This window comes from Mucilaginibacter phenanthrenivorans (assembly GCF_024721155.1).
Taxonomy (GTDB): Bacteria; Bacteroidota; Bacteroidia; order Sphingobacteriales; family Sphingobacteriaceae; genus Mucilaginibacter; species Mucilaginibacter phenanthrenivorans.
Genome location: NZ_JAHVAP010000002.1, coordinates 381,606 through 400,035, shown reverse-complemented (window position 1 = coordinate 400,035; position 18,430 = coordinate 381,606). Strand labels below are relative to the sequence as shown.

At 44.3% G+C, this 18,430-nt stretch carries 14 protein-coding genes; 4 read left to right on the top strand and 10 right to left on the bottom strand.

Translation table 11 applies throughout. The features are described 5' to 3' along the window. Window positions 1–275: 275 nt before the first annotated feature. The 3 genes from KXD93_RS06290 to KXD93_RS06280 are packed head-to-tail and all read left to right on the top strand — an operon-like array spanning window position 276 to window position 3,095. On the top strand, window positions 276–1,166 hold the full coding sequence (locus KXD93_RS06290; RefSeq protein ID WP_258136077.1) for an SDR family oxidoreductase: 891 nt from the start codon (window positions 276–278) through the stop codon (window positions 1,164–1,166). Between the two features lie 60 nt (window positions 1,167–1,226). Beyond that, a complete protein-coding gene (locus tag KXD93_RS06285; protein ID WP_258136075.1) occupies window positions 1,227–2,156 on the top strand; it encodes an NAD(P)H-binding protein in 930 nt (309 codons plus the stop codon). A gap of 12 nt (window positions 2,157–2,168) precedes the next feature. Beyond that, complete coding sequence (locus tag KXD93_RS06280; protein WP_258136074.1) at window positions 2,169–3,095, top strand: helix-turn-helix domain-containing protein; 927 nt, start codon at window positions 2,169–2,171, stop codon at window positions 3,093–3,095. Between the two features lie 357 nt (window positions 3,096–3,452). On the opposite strand, the gene KXD93_RS06275 is transcribed toward KXD93_RS06280, so the two are convergent. From KXD93_RS06275 to KXD93_RS06245, 7 genes are all read right to left on the bottom strand, one after another. Continuing rightward, on the bottom strand, window positions 3,453–4,229 hold the full coding sequence (locus KXD93_RS06275) for a polysaccharide deacetylase family protein (protein ID WP_258136073.1): 777 nt from the start codon (window positions 4,227–4,229) through the stop codon (window positions 3,453–3,455). 237 nt (window positions 4,230–4,466) lie between these two features. Next, window positions 4,467–5,480 (bottom strand): zinc-binding alcohol dehydrogenase family protein, encoded by a 1,014-nt coding sequence (locus KXD93_RS06270; protein ID WP_258136072.1) that lies wholly within the window; start codon window positions 5,478–5,480, stop codon window positions 4,467–4,469. Between the two features lie 11 nt (window positions 5,481–5,491). Continuing rightward, complete coding sequence (locus KXD93_RS06265) at window positions 5,492–5,827, bottom strand: L-rhamnose mutarotase (protein WP_258136071.1); 336 nt, start codon at window positions 5,825–5,827, stop codon at window positions 5,492–5,494. A gap of 15 nt (window positions 5,828–5,842) precedes the next feature. Next, window positions 5,843–6,856: an aldo/keto reductase gene (locus tag KXD93_RS06260; RefSeq protein ID WP_258136070.1), complete on the bottom strand. Its 1,014-nt coding sequence runs from the start codon at window positions 6,854–6,856 to the stop codon at window positions 5,843–5,845. Window positions 6,857–6,874: 18 nt separating this feature from the next. Further along, window positions 6,875–8,143, bottom strand: coding sequence for an L-fucose:H+ symporter permease (fucP, locus tag KXD93_RS06255; RefSeq protein ID WP_258136069.1), 1,269 nt, complete (start codon window positions 8,141–8,143; stop codon window positions 6,875–6,877). Between the two features lie 45 nt (window positions 8,144–8,188). Next, window positions 8,189–10,144 (bottom strand): glycoside hydrolase family 97 protein, encoded by a 1,956-nt coding sequence (locus tag KXD93_RS06250; RefSeq protein ID WP_258136068.1) that lies wholly within the window; start codon window positions 10,142–10,144, stop codon window positions 8,189–8,191. 5 nt (window positions 10,145–10,149) lie between these two features. After that, window positions 10,150–11,796: an alpha-L-fucosidase gene (locus KXD93_RS06245; RefSeq protein ID WP_258136067.1), complete on the bottom strand. Its 1,647-nt coding sequence runs from the start codon at window positions 11,794–11,796 to the stop codon at window positions 10,150–10,152. Between the two features lie 330 nt (window positions 11,797–12,126). Here KXD93_RS06245 and KXD93_RS06240 point away from each other — a divergent pair, with 330 nt between their 5' ends. Then, a complete protein-coding gene (locus tag KXD93_RS06240) occupies window positions 12,127–13,008 on the top strand; it encodes a helix-turn-helix domain-containing protein (protein WP_258136066.1) in 882 nt (293 codons plus the stop codon). Between the two features lie 143 nt (window positions 13,009–13,151). On the opposite strand, the gene KXD93_RS06235 is transcribed toward KXD93_RS06240, so the two are convergent. Genes KXD93_RS06235 through KXD93_RS06225 form a run of 3 tightly spaced genes read right to left on the bottom strand, consistent with a single transcriptional unit; the run spans window position 13,152 to window position 17,929 of the window. Beyond that, entirely contained in the window at window positions 13,152–14,183 is a 1,032-nt protein-coding gene (locus tag KXD93_RS06235) for a RagB/SusD family nutrient uptake outer membrane protein (protein WP_258136065.1), read from the bottom strand. 6 nt (window positions 14,184–14,189) lie between these two features. Further along, window positions 14,190–14,768, bottom strand: coding sequence for a RagB/SusD family nutrient uptake outer membrane protein (locus KXD93_RS06230; RefSeq protein WP_258136064.1), 579 nt, complete (start codon window positions 14,766–14,768; stop codon window positions 14,190–14,192). Window positions 14,769–14,791: 23 nt separating this feature from the next. Beyond that, window positions 14,792–17,929, bottom strand: a complete 3,138-nt coding sequence (locus tag KXD93_RS06225; RefSeq protein ID WP_258136063.1) for a SusC/RagA family TonB-linked outer membrane protein — start codon at window positions 17,927–17,929, stop codon at window positions 14,792–14,794. Between the last annotated feature and the right edge of the window lie 501 nt (window positions 17,930–18,430).

The following is an 18,430-nucleotide window of genomic DNA, read 5'->3' as shown; positions in this document are numbered from 1 at the left end:
AAAGAATCGTGGTGAAAGGGCTAAAAAGAATCGTGTAATAATGGTGCAAGCTTCGAACCAATTAAATTTGATTTTAACATAATAGAAACTGATTTAAGCAGAAAAGAATGGCCAACGCAATCGACTGAGTATATCTCATTCAGAAATCTATCGACGAGTATAATCGGGTCTTTCTTCTGCATATGCTTTTGCCTTTTCGGCTAAATCAAACGCAGATTTGGATAAATCTTTTTGAATAGCGCGGACGTTCTTTGTATCAACAAAAGAAAATAATTATGCGCGTATTTGTCACAGGAGCCACGGGCTTCATCGGAACTGCCATTGTGCAGGAATTAATTAGCGCCGGTCACCAGGTATTAGGATTGGCACGCTCGGATGCATCAGCCAATAAGTTGATCGAAGCAGGCGCGGAAGCACATCGCGGAAGCCTGGAAGATTTGGATAGCCTGCGGAGCGGTGCCGCTCAATCAGACGGGGTGATCCATGCCGGCTTTATTCACGACTTTACAAGATTCAAAGAAGTATGCGAGGTAGATAAAAAAGCCATCGAAACCATCGGCGAAGTCCTATCTGGTTCTGATCGCCCGTTGATAGTTACTTCAGGTACGGCACTGGTGAGCCCCGGCACTTTAGCTACAGAAGAAATCATACCACCTTTTAATCCGGCCTGGCCGCGTGCCTCCGAGCAAACAGCAGATGCCCTGGTCGCGCTCGGTGTTCGTGCCGCGTCAATACGTTTGTCGCCATCGGTGCATGGTGAGGGCGATCACCATGGCTTTATACCCATTTTGGTCAATACCGCCCGCGAAAAAGGCTTTTCCGCTTACATCGGCGAAGGGCTTAATCGATGGAACGCAGTGCACAGGTTAGATGCCGCTCATTTGTTCCGCCTGGCTTTAGAACAGGCAACACCAGGCGCGCGTTATCATGGCTCGGCCGAAGAAGCCATTACTGTAAAAGCGATTGCTGAAGTCATAGGCAAACAACTAAATCTTCCGGTAAAATCAATAATCCCTGAAGCGTCACCTGAACATTTTGGCTGGTTCGTACATATGGCCGCGATCGATTGCCCGGCGTCGAGTCAATTAACACAAGAGCGTTTAAACTGGCACCCAACACATTCAACTTTGCTTGCCGATATTGAGAACGGTATTTACACTAAATAAAAAAATATGAAACCATCAGTTTACTGATAGCTTCATCACCATTAAAAAACAACTAAAAGGATGAACATTATTGTAACCGGTTCCCTGGGTAACATCAGCAAACTATTGACCGAAACTTTAATTGGCCAGGGGCACGATGTCACAGTAGTCAGCAGCGATCCCAAAAAAAAGGGGATTATTGAAGCACTCGGCGCCAGGCCTGCCATCGGATCAATCTCCGATGTCGCATTTTTGACCAACACTTTTAAAGGTGCAGACGCAGTTTACACCATGATCCCGCTGAGTTTTACCGAACCCGATCTGGGCGATTATTTGCGCCGGATAGCTCAAAATTATACGCAGGCATTAAAGGCGGCCAAGACCAAACGTGTCGTGCTCATGAGTGGCTGGGCGGCAGACCTAATCAAAGGCGAAAATATTGAGGACGTGTTTGATGGACTGGACGCTTCAATTACGATCATGCGTCCCGGTTCATTTTACACAAACTTCTACCAATCCATTGACCTGATCAAAGGCAAGGGACTGATAGGAAAATTCCTGACGCTGCGCTATTCCGGTCTTTGGGCCCTGCTGACCGGGAAAACCGGACTACTGATGGGTAACTATGGCGGAGAGGACCGGATTGTTTTTGTATCGCCGAAAGACATCGCCGATGCAGTGGCGGAAGAGCTATTATTACAGCCGAAAACAAACACTATTCGTTATTTGGGCAGTGAGGAAATGACCTGTAACGAAGCGGCCGGGATCATTGGTGCTGCGGTAGGCAAACCCTGGTTGAAATGGGTGCTGCTATCAGACAAGGAAATGTTGCAGGGATTAAAAATGGCCAAAATACCGGAAAAACTGGCGGAGACCTTAGTGGAAATGCAGGCAGCCATGCACAGTGGCAAGCCGCTGGAGAATTTTCACCGGAATAATCCAAAGATGGGCAAGGTAAAACTGGTCGATTTTGCCAAAGAATTTACCGTAGCGTATCGTCATCAAAAATAAGTAACTTGTATTATGAACAATAACAAGCTCTTTCGCGTCAGTACGATCACCGAATATCACCGCGCTGCGGGCCTGCCCAAGCCGGCGCATCCGCTGATCAGTGTTGTCCATATGAATGAGATTACGCTGCCCATCGCCGAAATCCCGTTTAGCCTGATCTTTGACTTTTATTCTATTTCCCTGAAAAAAATGCAGCACGCCAAATTCAAATACGGGCAGCAAGCCAGCGACTTTGACGAAGGGGTATTATTCTTCATGGCACCCGGGCAACTATTTGGTATCGACAGCATTGACGATATGGCTGAAGTAAAACGCCCCGAAGGCTGGATGATCCTCATCCACCCTGATTTTTTGTGGAATACGCCGCTGGCGAAAACAATCAAACAATATGAGTTCTTCAACTATTCGGTGTATGAAGCGCTGTATCTATCCGATAAGGAAGAGAACATGCTTGCCGCTATCACACAAAATATCGAGCAGGAATACCATGCCAATATCGACCGGTTCAGCCAAAACGTGATCATCGCACAGCTCGAACTCTTGCTGACCTATTCCGAACGATTCTACCAACGCCAGTTCATTACCCGGAAGATAGCCAGCCACGAACTGCTGACGCGCCTGGAAGATTACCTGTCAAACTATTTCAACAGCGGCAATCTGGCCAAACAAGGGCTGCCCAGCGTTACACATATTGCCGAAACCTTAAATATTTCTCCGGGCTATCTCAGTGGTTTGCTCAAATCCCTGACCAGCCAGAACACACAGCAACACCTGCACAACAAGCTGATAGAACTGGCTAAGGAAAAGCTGTCGACCACGAACCTATCCGTCAGCGAAATCGCCTATGAGCTGGGCTTTGAACACTTGCAATCGTTCAGTAAACTTTTTAAGACGAAAACAAGCCTATCGCCGATGGAGTTCCGGCATTCGTTCAATTAAAGACAGGTGTAATGCATGATCCTGGTTAGCTTAGGTAAATGAAAAAAGTTCAAAATAACATCATTTCATAAAGCGGCATGGTTAAACCAACGGTTTTAGAATACTTCACCACAAGTTGAAGACCTTTGGCACCTTGGGCCTTTCGGTTCCATAGGTCCTTATAACTCCAACATCGGCAATACCTTTGAGAGGATAAATTTCTTCTCTAAAGACACAGTTATGATCTCGGAGTTTATTCAAGATGATGGAAAAGAAAATTTTGTATATTGGTCTGAAGATCGTTGCAAGACCTGGCAAAAAAAATATTTGGAAAAAGCAGCGGGTTAGATGCCGCGTATATATTACCCCAAAAGGCAATTATCGTTTTGACAAGGTCATTGGGTTGGAGCGGCCGAAATCGCGTTTGATATGCTGGTCGAGTATTTGTGGGCTCCAGTAACCGGGTGTAATGATCCGCCTGATGGTCATGACCGGATCCGTGGCATCACGCGGTTGTTCCAGGGCAAAGGCAGCCTTGAATCCAAGCCGGTGCAGTTCCGGCAGGCCCGCCCGGTTCCACTCACCGAAAGGAAATGCGAAATAGCTGGCCGGTTTGCCGGTAATTCCTTCCAATTCATGTTTTGCATCCGCAATTTGAACCTGCCATTCAGCCCCCTTCAATTTTCTGAAATCGGTATGGTCGCGGGTATGGCAACCGATCACATTCCCTTCGTCCGATAGCTGTTTGACCTGCCGGCTGTTCATAAACCATTTGTGCGTACCGATCTTGCCACTGATAATAAAATAGACCGCCTTAAAACGATATTTCAGCAGCACCGGCCGCGCCGCCGTGAACTGGTCGGCGTTGGTATCGTCAAAAGTGAGCATGACGGGCTTGGACGGCAGCGGCTTTCCTGTCGTTAAATAATCATAAAGCTCATCGGGCAGAATAGGGTGATAACCGCTATCTGACAGCATTTTCATTTGCGCGCTGAACGTTGAAGGAGGTATAATATATGCTTTATCGGTCCTGCTGTCTTTAGCTTTCCAGTTGCGTACCTGGTGGTAGCAGAGGATGGGCACCTGTGAACGCTGTGCCGTTGCACCTAAACCCAACAATGTGAAAAGTAACAGAAAAATTAAGGACTTGAGCATTAGCACAAAGATGCCAAAACACGGACAGAAATTTTTAGTTATTTCAGGAAAAGCGGTCATACCGGCGGCGCCTAACACCAGAATGGCTAAGGAATAGCTATTGAATAGCTTTTTTGCGTTTGGAAAAATCAATGTTCAGCTCACAACCCAGAGCAAGGAGCCTTAACTGGATATTGCACCGTTATCAGCTCACAATCGGCAAAGCGGATATCCTGCGCAAACGATTCCCGGAATATTTCAGCACTCTATAATAGCTTTAATCACGCCGGTAGCCGGATCGAGCCATGATGCAAATTCGGCCGTCACATCGTCAAATTGTACACGATGTGTAATGTAATTACCTGGGTCTATCCAGCCTTTTTTTATCGAGTTGATAACGTGTTCAAAGTCAACACGGGTGGCGTTACGGCTGCTCATCAGCGTCGCTTCGCGTTTGTGAAACTCAGGATGACTGATACTGAGCAGGCCTTTTTGCAAACCAACCAATACGTACCGGCCTCCGTGTGCTATATATTCAAACCCATTATTGATAGCCTGTTGGTTTCCTGTCGCATCTATCACTACCGTAGGAAAATCGCTGTTGGTAATGTTTTTCAGCGCCTCAATAACATCTCCCATAGCTGGGTTGATGGTATGCTGTATTTTCAGCCTTTTCTCACAAAAATCAAGGCGTTGTGCATTAATATCCATAGCGATCACCTGTGCACCGGCTATTCGGGCAAACTCCATTATGCCGAGGCCTATCGGCCCGGCGCCGATAACCAATACAAATTCGCCAGGTTTTACATTTGCACGCCGGATACTGTGCGCGCCTATCGCAAGTGGTTCCACCAATGCCAGTTCATCATAAGTTAGACCATCCCCATGTACAAGCGTGTATGCCGGCACATTCAGGTATTCGGTCATTCCGCCATCCACATGCACACCGCAAACATTAATTTGTGTACAGCAGTTTGGTTTTCCCGATCTGCAGGCTATACAAAAACCGCAATTAAAATAAGGGATGAACGTCACGGCCTCTCCATTTTCAAACCCAGTTGCGCCACCCGTTTCAACCAACTCTCCGGAAAGTTCATGGCCGAGGATACGGGGATAACTAAAATATGGCTGTGTCCCTTCAAACGCATGAAGGTCCGTTCCGCAAATACCTATTCTCTTTATCCTGATCTGGGCATAGCCCTCTTTTATTTCAGGTTTTTCCTGTTCCTTAGAAACCAATACACCTGGCTGTTCACAAACTATTGCTTGCATGTTATTTATCGTTAAAGCTGAAAAATCTGTTCCATGATCACCCATTTCTCATTGTCTTTTGCCCACGGCAACGGTTGTTGAAATACCCACATTAACTGTTCCCATTCCTGTACCTTTGGGTTGAGCGCATCCATTTGTCCTTTTTTTACCGCATCGTAATGGTCGCTCGTTTCCATGATCATAAACAAGCGGTTGCCTGTGCGATAGATCTGCATATCCAGGATTTCTGCATCCAGTATACTTTTGCGAATTTCAGGCCAGCTATTTTCTGTTTTATGCCACCGTTCATATTCCGATATCAGTTCAGGATCATCCTTTAAGTCAAGGGCCAGGCAGTATCTTTTCATAATTGTATCTGGTTTTTATAAAGAGGCAAGATCATATGCCTCGTCAATTAATCCCCGTTCTTTCATTTCCATCCAAAATTGCATTGGAATTTTCAAAGAAGCGACAGCAACATTTTGTGCCACTCTACCCGCATTGGTGGTACTCAGGGCAATGCTCTTAACGCCCGGCGCGTTTAGTCCAAATGCCACGCACGCATCCGCCGGCTTAATTTTATAATTTGCACACAGCAGATAAAGCTCGTCACGCCAATGATATAAGCCTTTGTCTGTTATCGGATCAGTCAACCGATAGTTATAATAATCCGCCCCGGTTAAAAAACCTCCGTTAAAAACCGCGGAGTTGATGATTGGAATTTCCAGTCTCTCAAGCTCCTGCATAAACGCCACCAGTTCGCGTGGATGGCTGTGAATCGTCATGCTGTTGGCTATCATTACCCAATCCAGCTTTACATCCTGCGTTATTTTTTTTATGACCCGCCAATCCTTAGAGCCCACACCAATACCCTTTACCTTACCATCTTTCTTTAATTCATCCAACGCACGGTAAGCTTCCAATATATCCTGGTAACGCCGTGTTCGGTCCTGCTCATCCTTCGCTGCGGCAAGGTATTCATCGGGGTCATGTACAGATACCAGTTCCGCCCGGTAGTCGCCCAACAACTCATTCCCCTGTTCATAGCACTCCAGGATACCATCATAACTTATCCGCTGCACCGCATCATATTTCAGATTACGCCATACACCGGGTTCAAAAGTAGGTTCAGGCGTTTTTAGTTCGGTACGCAACCAACCGAGTTTATTGCTGATAAGTACCTCTGAAGGCTTCACATTCAATTGCGTTAAAGACCGTCCCAGCGATTCCAGCGCGAGTCCGGCACCATATTTACCGGCTGAGTCAAACATGGCCGGTTCAGAACACCTGACGCTTTCAGCAACAATTGCGCATTTTACCTCTTCGGAAAGAGCCACATATAAATTCCCTAAACCACTGGTCCCAAAAATCACTTTGGGTAAACTAATTTTTTGCATGTTCTGATAGATTATCTTCTAAAGAATTGCTGAAACCGGTAACTCTTCAATCTTCGCTTTCACACGATGGCCTTTAAATCCAAAATATGCCACCACCGCAAAACAGAGCAATGGCACCAAATACCCATACTGAATATTACCTGTCATATCGCTGATATAACCAAATACCCTTGGTAGTATGGCCCCGCCAACTATAGACATAATGATCAGGCTACTTCCAAATTCTGTATCACCCTTTAATTCCTTTATACCCAACGCAAAAATGGTCGGGAACATAATGGACATAAAAAAACATATACTGATAACTGCGTATACGGTGGCCATGCCGTGCCCTAAAATGGCGATGACGCAGAGCAAAATATTGATACCCGCATAAGCAGCCAGTAAAGCAGCTGACCGGAAATACCTCATTAAAACCGTACCAATAAACCTTCCGACCAAAAAAGCCAACCCACATAAACCTAAGTAGTCGGCCGCCTTTACTTCCGTAATTCCGGCAGATTTTGTCGCATAAAGGATAAATAAGCTGAATACAGAAACCTGCGCGCCTACATAAAAAAACTGTGCGGCAACACCCCAGGCTAAATGACGGTGCTTCAGGGCATGGAAAATATTTTTACTGGCAGCATGGCCTTCATTGTGCTGTAACTTGGGCAGGTGAGTAAATGCAAAAACAATGGCTATTAACACCAGTACGCTTCCGAGTATAAAATAGGGCATTTTCACGGAGGAGGCTTCAGCAGCAAGCGCCAGTTTGCGGCCTTCTTCAGTCATTGCACTCAATTGTGCCAAAGTATAACCTTTGGTGAGTATAATACGTGCACCAATTACCGGGGCCAGACTTGCGGCCAGCCCGTTAAATGACTGCGCAAAGTTAAGTCTTTGTGTAGAAGTTGCGGGATCGCCTAACGAAGAAGCATACGGATTGGCGGCGGTTTCTAAAATAGTTAGCCCGCAAGCAATGATAAACAAGGCAACCAGGAAAAATATGTATTGCTGGGTATTTGCAGCCGGTATAAAAAGGTAGGAACCAAATGCAAAAATGAGCAACCCGGTTATAATACCTGTTTTATAGCCATATTTTTTAATAATAACCCCCGCCGGTAAGGCCATTAAAAAATAGGCTATAAAGACAGCAGAATCCACCAGTGTAGCCTGAACGGTTGTAAGCGTAAATGATTTTTTTAAGTGGGGTATCAATATAGGGTCAAGGTTATGTGCAAAACCCCATAAAAAAAACAAACTGGTGATTAATATAAATGGGAAAAGGCTTTTATTTTTTGTCATGGGCGGATAATGTTTTATTTTTTTTGCTGGATGAAAGGCTGGTTATTAATGATTAGCTGTAATCTTGGCTACCCATCCCCCCGCAGTGTCCAAACGGATATTGATAACTGAACTTGCCGAAACCTCCCTTTTTGATCGGGTTAAGCCTTGCGGTGAGGATAACACGTCGGCCCATGATGACATTGTATATTTACCCGATGGTAAAAAATCCATTTTCAATTGAATTGACCTTTCAGCGTCGTTGGTCATTGCGCCAACGTACCAGTCCCTCCCACTCTTTTTGGCAATAATGACATATTCGCCCGGGTACCCGCCAAGCACTTTAATATCATCCCAAACGGTAGGCATATTGCTTAAAAAATCGGCCCCCGGCTTCCCTAAAATATGCTCCGGTGCATCACAATAAACTGTGAAGGGGCTTTCGTAAATTACAAATTTAGACAGTTCAGCGCATCGACTGTTCATTACCTGGGTAGGGCTGCCTTTTCTGAACTCCTTCTTTTTTACATTTAAAAAGCCACCGGGCGTATAATCCATTGGCCCGGCCAACATACGGGTAAATGGTAAGGTGGTATTGTGTCCGGCTGTTATCCTGTCTGAAAACTTAGCATATTCTTCGCCTAAAACCCCTTCCCGTGTAATCATGTTCGGATAGGTACGCGAGATCCCATCCGGCTTAAAAGCGCCATGAAAATCAACCATCAAATGACATTCTGCAGCTGTTTTAATAACACGACGGTACCAGTTTACCATTTGCTGATCGTCCCGGTCCATAAAATCAATTTTAACACCCGCAATACCCCATTGCTCATAAATTGGGAAGGCTTTTTCAAAATTATCATTGCGGTTTACATCCGAACTGTATAACCAAAGCCAGCATTTAACTTTTTTTGTTCTGGCGTATGCCAAAATCTCCGGCATATCTAATTGCGATGCGGGATTGGTGATATCAGCCTCCGGTTTGTTAAATGGCCCATACCATTGCCAGTCAATAAGCATATAGGGCCAGTGTTGTGCCGATGCCAGGTCTATATATTTTTTGATGGTTGGCATGTCCATCTTTACGTCGCCGCTCCACCAGTTATCCCAGGCGCTCATACCAGGCTTAACCCAACCGGCATCTTTTAGCGCACAGGGAGGGTTCAGGTTCTGAATCAGCTCCGATTCAATTAATTTACCAGGCGCATCGGCAAGCATCACCACCCGCCATGGTGTAAGGAGATTATTTGTGAACCGGGCTTTAACCCCGCTCTCTCCTTCGCCCGGCAAAGGCGACAACTTGGTGACCAGGTTGATTATGCCAGTTGCATTGGTATCTGTTTTTAGCGCCCCTATATAGAACCCGGGGTAATTATCAATATTTGCTTCTGTGATAGCTGCGTAATGCCGCTGATCCAATTCGATCAGTAAGGGTAAGCCGGCAATCGTTTTTTCTGTGATGTGATTCAGTGTTCGCGGCCAAAACTCGGTTTCCTGCGAGGAGGTATAGCTGCCATAATCCGCTACCCAAGCCTTTGCATTTGCCGATAAATTAAAACTGGTAAGTTCCCTGCTTATCTGCCGGTCGCCAATTTTATCCGCCCCGAATAACTGATAACGAAAAGCGAAGCCATCATTATAAACCCTAAAATAGATATTCATTCGGCGCATCTGTCCGGATTTCTCGACCAGCGACAACACCAATTCATTATAATGATCAGCTATCATCCGGTGCTTTGTTTTTACCACAGGTATCCAGGTTTGGTCAACGGAATGTTCCTCATGGCCGGTTACGCTCATATCAGTGCCGATAGCCGGCTCATCCTTAAACTCAAAACCAAGTGATGAGGGATGAATGATTGTTAAACCGTCACTGGAAACAGTGTATAGCAATCGGGCGTGGTTGTTTATCTCCACAACAGTTCTTTTATCCGGCGATGTCAGCTTAAAAGTTTGCCCGAAGGAAGGAACTGTCAATGAAACGACAGCAATTAAAACATAACAAAGCTTCAGATTCATCATATGAATTAAATAGCCCCTTCAATTTTTAAAACGAATGCATCTTTACCCGGTGCTTGTTCCGGCAATTTTACCTTCAGGCCGACTGCGGTTTGTTCAAAACTCAAATTATCGTTTCCAAGAAGCCTTACGCTGCTTATGTTACCCAATTGATTACCTTTTGCTAACTTTTTTACAAGGGCTTCGTTCCCGGCAGGCCAACCCAGCATAGTAGCGTAAAGGGTTTTACCTTTTGTAGTGAACCGGATATCTTCGGCCCCGAATGGCTTGCCTTTGCCTTCATTAAAGCCCTGCGCGTTGATAGGTGCCGCCGAATCTGTTGCCGGGCCTTCTCCAAATACTTTCCAGGGGCGGGTGCCGTAAATTGCCTCGCTATTAACCTGCATCCAGGCGCCTATACCTTCAACTATCGTACGTTCCTCGCTATCAATGGTGCCATCACCACGTACCGGGATGTTCAATAGCAGGTTGCCATTTTTACTTACTATATCAACCAGGGTATGTACGACTGTTCTGGCGCTTTTGTAGCCTTTACCATCAAATATACGGCGATTATAATGCCAGTCGCCAATACAGGTATCCGTTTGCCACGGTAAAGGTTCTATTTGGTTGCTTTGCCCGCGTTCAATATCCCATATCATACATTTGCGCTGTTGTTGATCCAATATTTTACCAAACAGTGCCGCTTGCAGCTTACCATGTTTTTTAATACTGGTATTGTACATATATGCTGCTATTTTTAAACCGGCATCACTTACAGGCCAAAGGGGTAACGCGGTATCGTCAAAATAAATCAGTTCTGGGCCATACTTATCTATCAGCTCTATGGTGCGATTCAAAAACTTATCACAATAAGCTTTATTGGGTACACTGGCGCCATTGCCCCAGCCCCATTGAGCGCCTATGCTATCGTCATTAAGACTATCTTTGCTTAATTCGTGATTTTGCGCATATAATTCCTGTGGATCATAGCCATTCCACCATTTGCCGGCACCATCCGCCTTGGTAAGCTTACCATCGTAGGGGATGCCTGCATAGGGGCCGGTTTTATCTGCGCGTTGGGCAACCTCATACCAGGTCCAGGGGTGCGATCCGTGTACTGTTACGCCAAAAGGCAGACCGTGTTGTTTGGCAGCTTTTGCCCAACCGCCAACCAGGTCTTTTTTGGGCCCCAGTTTGGTAGAGTTCCAGCTTTGATATTTGCTATCGTAGAGATCGAAGTTATCATGATGATTGGCCAGGGCCATAAAATATTTAGCACCGGCACGTTTATATAAGCCCAACAATTCATTGGGATCCCAGTTCTCGGCTTTCCATTCATTAATCACGTCCTTGAATCCGAATTTTGAAGGATGTCCATACTTTTGAACGTGGTAGTTATAGTGGTCGCTGCCTTCCTGGTACATACCGCGGGCATACCAGTCACCGTGTTCTGGCTGGCATTGCGGCCCCCAATGCGCCCACATCCCGAACTTGGCATCGCGAAACCAATCGGGAACCTGGTATTGGGCCAGTGAATTCCAGGTTGGCTGAAATGGCCCGGCGGCAATACCTGGTTTTGAATCGCTATGCAATAATTTACTGCCATAAAGTTTCGACAGGTATAAGGAGGATAATCCTGTGGCCAAACCTTTTATTAGTGTTCTTCTTTTCATGAATCAGACGTTAGTGTTTTATAAATCCCCATGCCAAGCCCTTTTGCAGGTCAGCGCCCTGCGTCGCAGGTTAAAAAATTCCAGGTCATGATCTATAATTGGTTACCAGCAATTATTACAATTGCTATCGATAATTGATACACCAAATTTACCTGCAAATAATTGCCAAATAATTGGCTTAACATGACTTTTTTTTATACAAAACCGACTTTTTGCGTACTATTGTTATCGCGGAAGCATGAAATACCTTAAGGGATCCAAAGGGAAAAATGTCTATGAATTATCTGTTTACGGAAATACAAATTAAAAGACAGCTTAATACAGCGTTTTATGATTAAAAGAGCATTAAAACACACCTTTACATTATTGAATGTAGACTATGTTTCCCTCGGTTCGAAATGGAATTACAAAAACGTGATAAGTCCCTATTTCAGGCTGTACTATATCGATGCGGGGGCAGGGGAAATCTCCGACATCTCAACGAAGCTGACGCTTGAACCTGGCTTCCTGTATATTATACCAAGTTTTACTTTATGTAATCTCTGTTGCCAGGATCATTTGGGTCAGTTTTTCATCCAGTTTTTTGAGGAGTCATCAGATGGTATCTCCCTATTTGCAAATAACCGGTCTATCTTTAAAGTAAAGGCTACTGCTATTGATATTATGAATTTTTTCCGGTTACTGGAAATAAATCCCGGAAGAGGTATCAATCGTTCCGACAATCCGAAAATATATGAAAAAAGCATCTTTTACCGCGAATACCAGGAACTTAATAACCGGCAGAATACGGCTGTATTTACGGAAACACATGGTATTTTGCTGCAACTTGTTTCACGTTTTTTGACACCGGAAATATTTCAGCATAAGGAAATTAGTCATATTCCGGTTAAAATCCTGGATGCTATTAGCTACATTCAATTGCACCTACACCAGGAACTATCAGTTACCGGCCTGGCGGAAAGAGCTAACCAGCATATCGATTATTTTTCACGTCTGTTTCAACAATACACGGGTGAGCGGCCGTTAAAATACATCAATGAAAAGAGGATTGAACGCGCACAATACCTAATGGTGACCACCCGGATGACTTACCCAGAAATTGCTGCACAAACCGGCTTCGAGAATATCTTCTATTTTTCCAGGATCTTTAAAAAGGTTACTGGCATGTCTCCAGGTCGGTATAAAAAACAAATTGATTTGCTTACTTTTTAAATGCCCTAAATAAGCAAAGGCCTTAGGGCAATCAATTCCTTGAAGCTTTGCTTCACTTGCCCCGCATGAAGTTGCCGGTTACTAAAAGAGTCTGCACACTCGACGCGGCAGACTCTTTGTCAATTAATTACATTGTTAAAATATTAATTCCAGTCACCTGCAACATCTTTAGCGATTGCAGAATTTGCATTCTTCTCGGCCAAAGGAATTGGGAATAAGACATTTTTATCTTGAAATGGCTGTGTGCCATCCTCAACTTGCCTTTCAGAATTTATTGTTTGCTTCGCAATGCCCCAACGTATTAAATCAAAGTAACGGCTCTGTTCACCAGTTAATTCTAGTTGCCGCTCGCGCATTAATATAGTCATAGCGTTTGTTTGCGACCCTAATGAAGTATAAAGCGGCGCATTGACACTTGGCCTGCTGCGCACCTGGTTAATCAATGCCAATGGCTGCGTTCCGGTATTTCCTTGCTGTATGTAAGCTTCTGCCAGCATAAGCAATACATCAGCGTAGCGGATTACCTGCCCGTTTATACCACTTTGCGGCCCGCCAAAAGATGCTACCTTGTTATAATATTCATATTTAAGCCACTCATACCCTTTTGTAGCGTAAGGATAAGCCACGGGGCCGGTAGAACATTGCTGGCAATATTGTGTTTGTCCGCCGCTTGCAGCATCGCCATAGAAGGTGAAAGCAGCACGGGGGTCTACGTAATTCACAGATGGGTTTTGTGGATTAGGGTAGGTAAAGGCTTTAACGGCTGTTGTAGTTACAAGTACATTGTTCCAATCATTAAACCCATATTCCTGCGCACGGGCTGAGTGTGTTGCTTTTCCGCCCCAGGTTTCCTGCCCCCCAAAAAGGTAGTACTGGTTACCTATGCCCCAATCTGTCCATTGTTGGTTCATCACCTGGAAAATAGTTTCAGGGTTTTTACTAGTATTATCCTGGTTCGGATCATCAAACAAGTCGTTGTACACGGGTGCAAGTGCATAGCTGAATGGTGCCTGGGTTAACTTAGTAAGTTCGGTTTGAGCCTGGCTCCATTTTTTCTCATATAAATAAGATTTACCTAAAAGCGCCACTGCAAAACCTTGTGTAGCACGCCCGTATTTAGTAGCCGCAACAGCAGCAGGATATGAAACAGGAAGGCCGGCCTCAGCATCCTTCAAATCCTGTTAAATAAACGCCCATACATCTGCAACGGGTGACCTCGCCAGGTTAATCTCTGCAGGTGTTGGCAGCGGTATATACTTGGTACGCAAAGGCACCCGACCAAAACAATTAACGAGTTGAAAGTAGGCATAAGCACGTAGAAATTTGGCCTCAGCAATATATTGCGTTTGGTCAGTTGCCTCTGCAGGTTTAGACGGATCAGGCTTCCATACCTGCGCACGATCAATAACCACGTTGGCGCGTGCTATTATCTGGTATAATGCTGACCATGTTTCGTTCATCACGTCAAGATCCGGACCAAAATTATATTGGGCCATTTGCAGCAGATCGCCTACCAGGGGTTGATTGTTTTTGGCATCATAGCCAAGCAAGTCAAAGGTATAATACCACTCCCGTGCCCACAAACCCTGATGCAGCAACCCGGCGTAAGTGGCCACAACAGCCTGGTTTAAAGCAGCATCGCTGGTAAAATAAGTATCATACGTGTAAGCGCTTTTATTTGGTAAACTTAAATCTTTTTTACACCCTATCGAGAGAATTAAAAGCCCCCCCGTCATAAGGAATTTTATATATTTTTTCATGTTTATATTTTTAAAAATGTTACTTAAAATCCTGCTTGTATCCCGAATAAAAATGTGCGCGGCTGCGGTATCTGGCCATTATCAATACCCCGGTTAAAAATAGTGTCGTGATTGTTATTATCCCCATTTACTGTGCTTAATTCGGGATCATACCCTTTATAGCCAGTTATGGTAAATAAATTTTCCGCAGCAATATATACGCGCAGTTTGCTTAAAACATTACCCGAAAACGATTGTAAGGTGGCTTTACTAAAGGTATAACCGAGGGTGATGTTACGGGCACGTAAATAGGCGCCGTTGTCTATAAAGAAATCTGATGGCCTTGTATTCCCGGATCCGGTTGCATCCTGGCCCGCTCTTGGCAAGGCGGCATTGTCGCCCGGCTTTTCCCACCTGTTTAATATGGCGGTTGAGGCGTTATGCCCTGTTGCCGCAAACTCCAAGGTGGATTTCAGGTTATTTCCAATTTGCACGCCCTGCACGCCTGATAACACTACATTAAGATCGAAATTTTGGTAAGTAGCGCCCAAATTAATTCCATAAATAAACTTTGGAATAGAACTCCCCAAAAACTGCTGGTCTTTTGTATCAACGGTCCCATCGCCGTTCAGATCTTTAAATATAAAGTCGCCCGGTTTTAATCCAGCCTGGTAAACCGCAGTCGGACTGCCGCTTTTCTGCTGCGCTATTTTATTTAATGCATCAATTTCAGCCTGATCCCTGGCAACATGCTCAACCCTATAACCATAGTATGACCCGATAGGGATGCCGGGCATAGTCATCGTCTCTACAGCACCGGATCCTTCAATTATCGGAGTTGGTGATTGGACACCCAGCGATATTGTTTTATTTTTGTTAAAAGCCCCGTTAACACTTATGTTATAGCTAAAATCCCGTTTAACTTCGGAATGATAACCTAATTGAAATTCGAAACCCTTGTTTTGTGCATCAGCCGCGTTAACAGTCTCATTACTGCTGCTTGTATTTATGCCTACACCTAAACTTGGCGGCAGGGGGATTTGCACTAACAAACCACTACTTTTCCGGTTATAATAATCGGCATTAAAAGTTAGCCGGTTGTTGAGAAATGAAAGATCAATGCCGGCATCGGTTTGATCAGTTGATTCCCAGTGTAATAATGGGTTGGCGATGGTAATAACTGTTGTTCCGCTAACGAATTGCTCAGGCTGACCAAAAGAATACGCCAAATTTCCGGCGGTCGATCCGGCAAAGGTAAATACATTTGTACTTGTAAGGCCGAAACGGTTGTTACCTGTACGCCCCCATCCAACGCGCAGTTTACCATCACTGATAAATGGAAGGGCTGCCTTTATGAAGTCTTCCTGGCTGAAGCGCCAAGCGAAGCCCGCGCCCGGAAAATTACCGTAACGGCTTAAAGGGCCAAAATTGGAAGACCCATCACGCCTTATACTGGCTGAAAAAATATACTTGTCATCATAAGAATAAATCAAACGTCCGTAATAAGATTGAGCATCGCCAAATTGAGTGTAATAGCCCGAAGAAGCGCTGCTGGTTATAGTTGTGGCTACAGCTATATTCTTTACAGCATCGGTAAGCATACCGGTACCTGTTGCACTAAGACTTTCAGTGTTACCTGCATCTATGTAACTCGTACCCGCGGTTAGCGAAATATTGTGTTTACCAAAGCTATGGTTATAAGATAAATAATTCTCAATGGTATAATTAGAGAAGCTGCCGGAAGAACGTCCCGCCTGGCGGTCAAAGGCCAGTTTATTAGAAGTTACATAGGGTATCTGATAAGAATCACTTACATTACTTCCATATACTCCTGATGCCTGCGAACGGAAGGTTAAACCATCAATGATTTTTATTTCGCCAAATACTTGCGGATATAATACCATTTCGCTGCTGCTTTCTGTTTTTATGCCTAAGTCCGCTAATGGATTTGACGCATTGCTATTGTCATCCACATTGGTGAGGATAGAGTAACCACCCGGGATTGATGCGTCATAAATTGGCTGATACGGTGCATAAGTAAGCGCATTACTTATACTTGCTGTTTGGCCATTAGTTTTGGTGTACCTTAAATTTAAAGTTTGCCCGAAATGAAAACGGCCTAATTTTTCGTCTAACGAGAACCTGTTATTAAACCTTTTAAACTGATAATCCTTAACTGTGGCTTGCTGTGTCACATACCCAGCTGACATATTATAGGTGACCTTTTCACCTCCGCCGCTTACACTTACATCATTTTGAGTTGACAAAGCTGTTTTAAAAATCTCGTTTTGCCAGTCGGTTCTATCAACCAAAACATACGGGGTATTAAGCTTTGCCGGTATTGCCTGATTGAGCGAAACATCAACATCTTTAAGGAGCTTTACATAATCGGCAGCTTTTAGCAGATCCAGTTTTTTGGGTATTGTTGAGAAACCTACCTGTGATGTAAATGATATTTGAGTGGCGCCGGCCTTACCTTTTTTAGTTGTAATCATAACAACGCCATTTGCAGCGGCTACACCATATATTGCCGTAGACGCAGCGTCCTTTAATATGGTTATGTTTTCAATGTCCAGTGGACTGATCGTATTAAAAAGGTTGGCATCGCCCTGGATACCGTCAATAACATAAAGCGGGCTAACATCAGTGAACGAACCTGTGCCACGTACAATAATTTGCGCTCCTGACCCGGGCACGCCATTTGCCTGCAATACCTGAACCCCCGGTGCCTTGCCAATTAACAATTGTGCGGGACTTGTTGATGTATTAGCACCGGCGTCCTTTGCAGACACGACATCGACAGAACTTACCAGGTCTTTTCTGCGAGCGGTACCATATCCAATTACAACAACTTCGTTGAGGCTATTGGTACTTTTAGACAGAGTTACGTTAAGTGTGCCAGGTGCCGAAACGACAATCTCTTTTTGTTCGTAACCAAGAAAAGAGAAAATTAAGGTACTCCCCTGAGCAGCATTTATGGAAAAAACACCATCTACATTCGTAACCGTGCCCTCAGACGTGCCTTTTATTCTAACCGTGACGCCGGGCAGGGAAAGCCCATCGTCCGAACCCGACACTTTGCCGGTAATTTTTCCCGTTTGGGAAAAGCCCGGTAGACTTATCATAATTGATAAGGCCATCCCGATAGAAATCAGGAATTGCTTTAGTAGTTTTCTTTTCATGAATTTAAAATTTAAGTGAAACAATTGGTTGATTATTAAGAAACGTTAGGAAAAGACTCGTTGCTGCAACGGAGTCGGAAATGCGGGCACATTATAAGCTGTGGTTCATTCTTGTGCCATCTCCTATTTTCACGGCGACAACTAATGCTTTGTTGATATGAAAAACTATACAATGGTTTTACATATGCAATCGATTGCAGAATATCACAAAGCTTATCACAGTTTTTTAGTGAATCTTTTAACATGTCATTAAAAAGCTTTAAACGCCGTTCAGCTAATTACTAAATCAAAAAATAAATTGAATCTTGGTTCAATGGATAATTGGTGGAATATTATTCAAACGCAGTATTTTTAAAACACTGAGTCGAAACTATTCTGAGAGGTGAAACTATCGTAACTTGGAAAAAGGGAGGGGGTAGGGATGACTAAAAATATAGACCAAATGTGCAATTCACAACAAGCAACTACAAATCAGTAAGTTACATTTAATAATTTATTAAG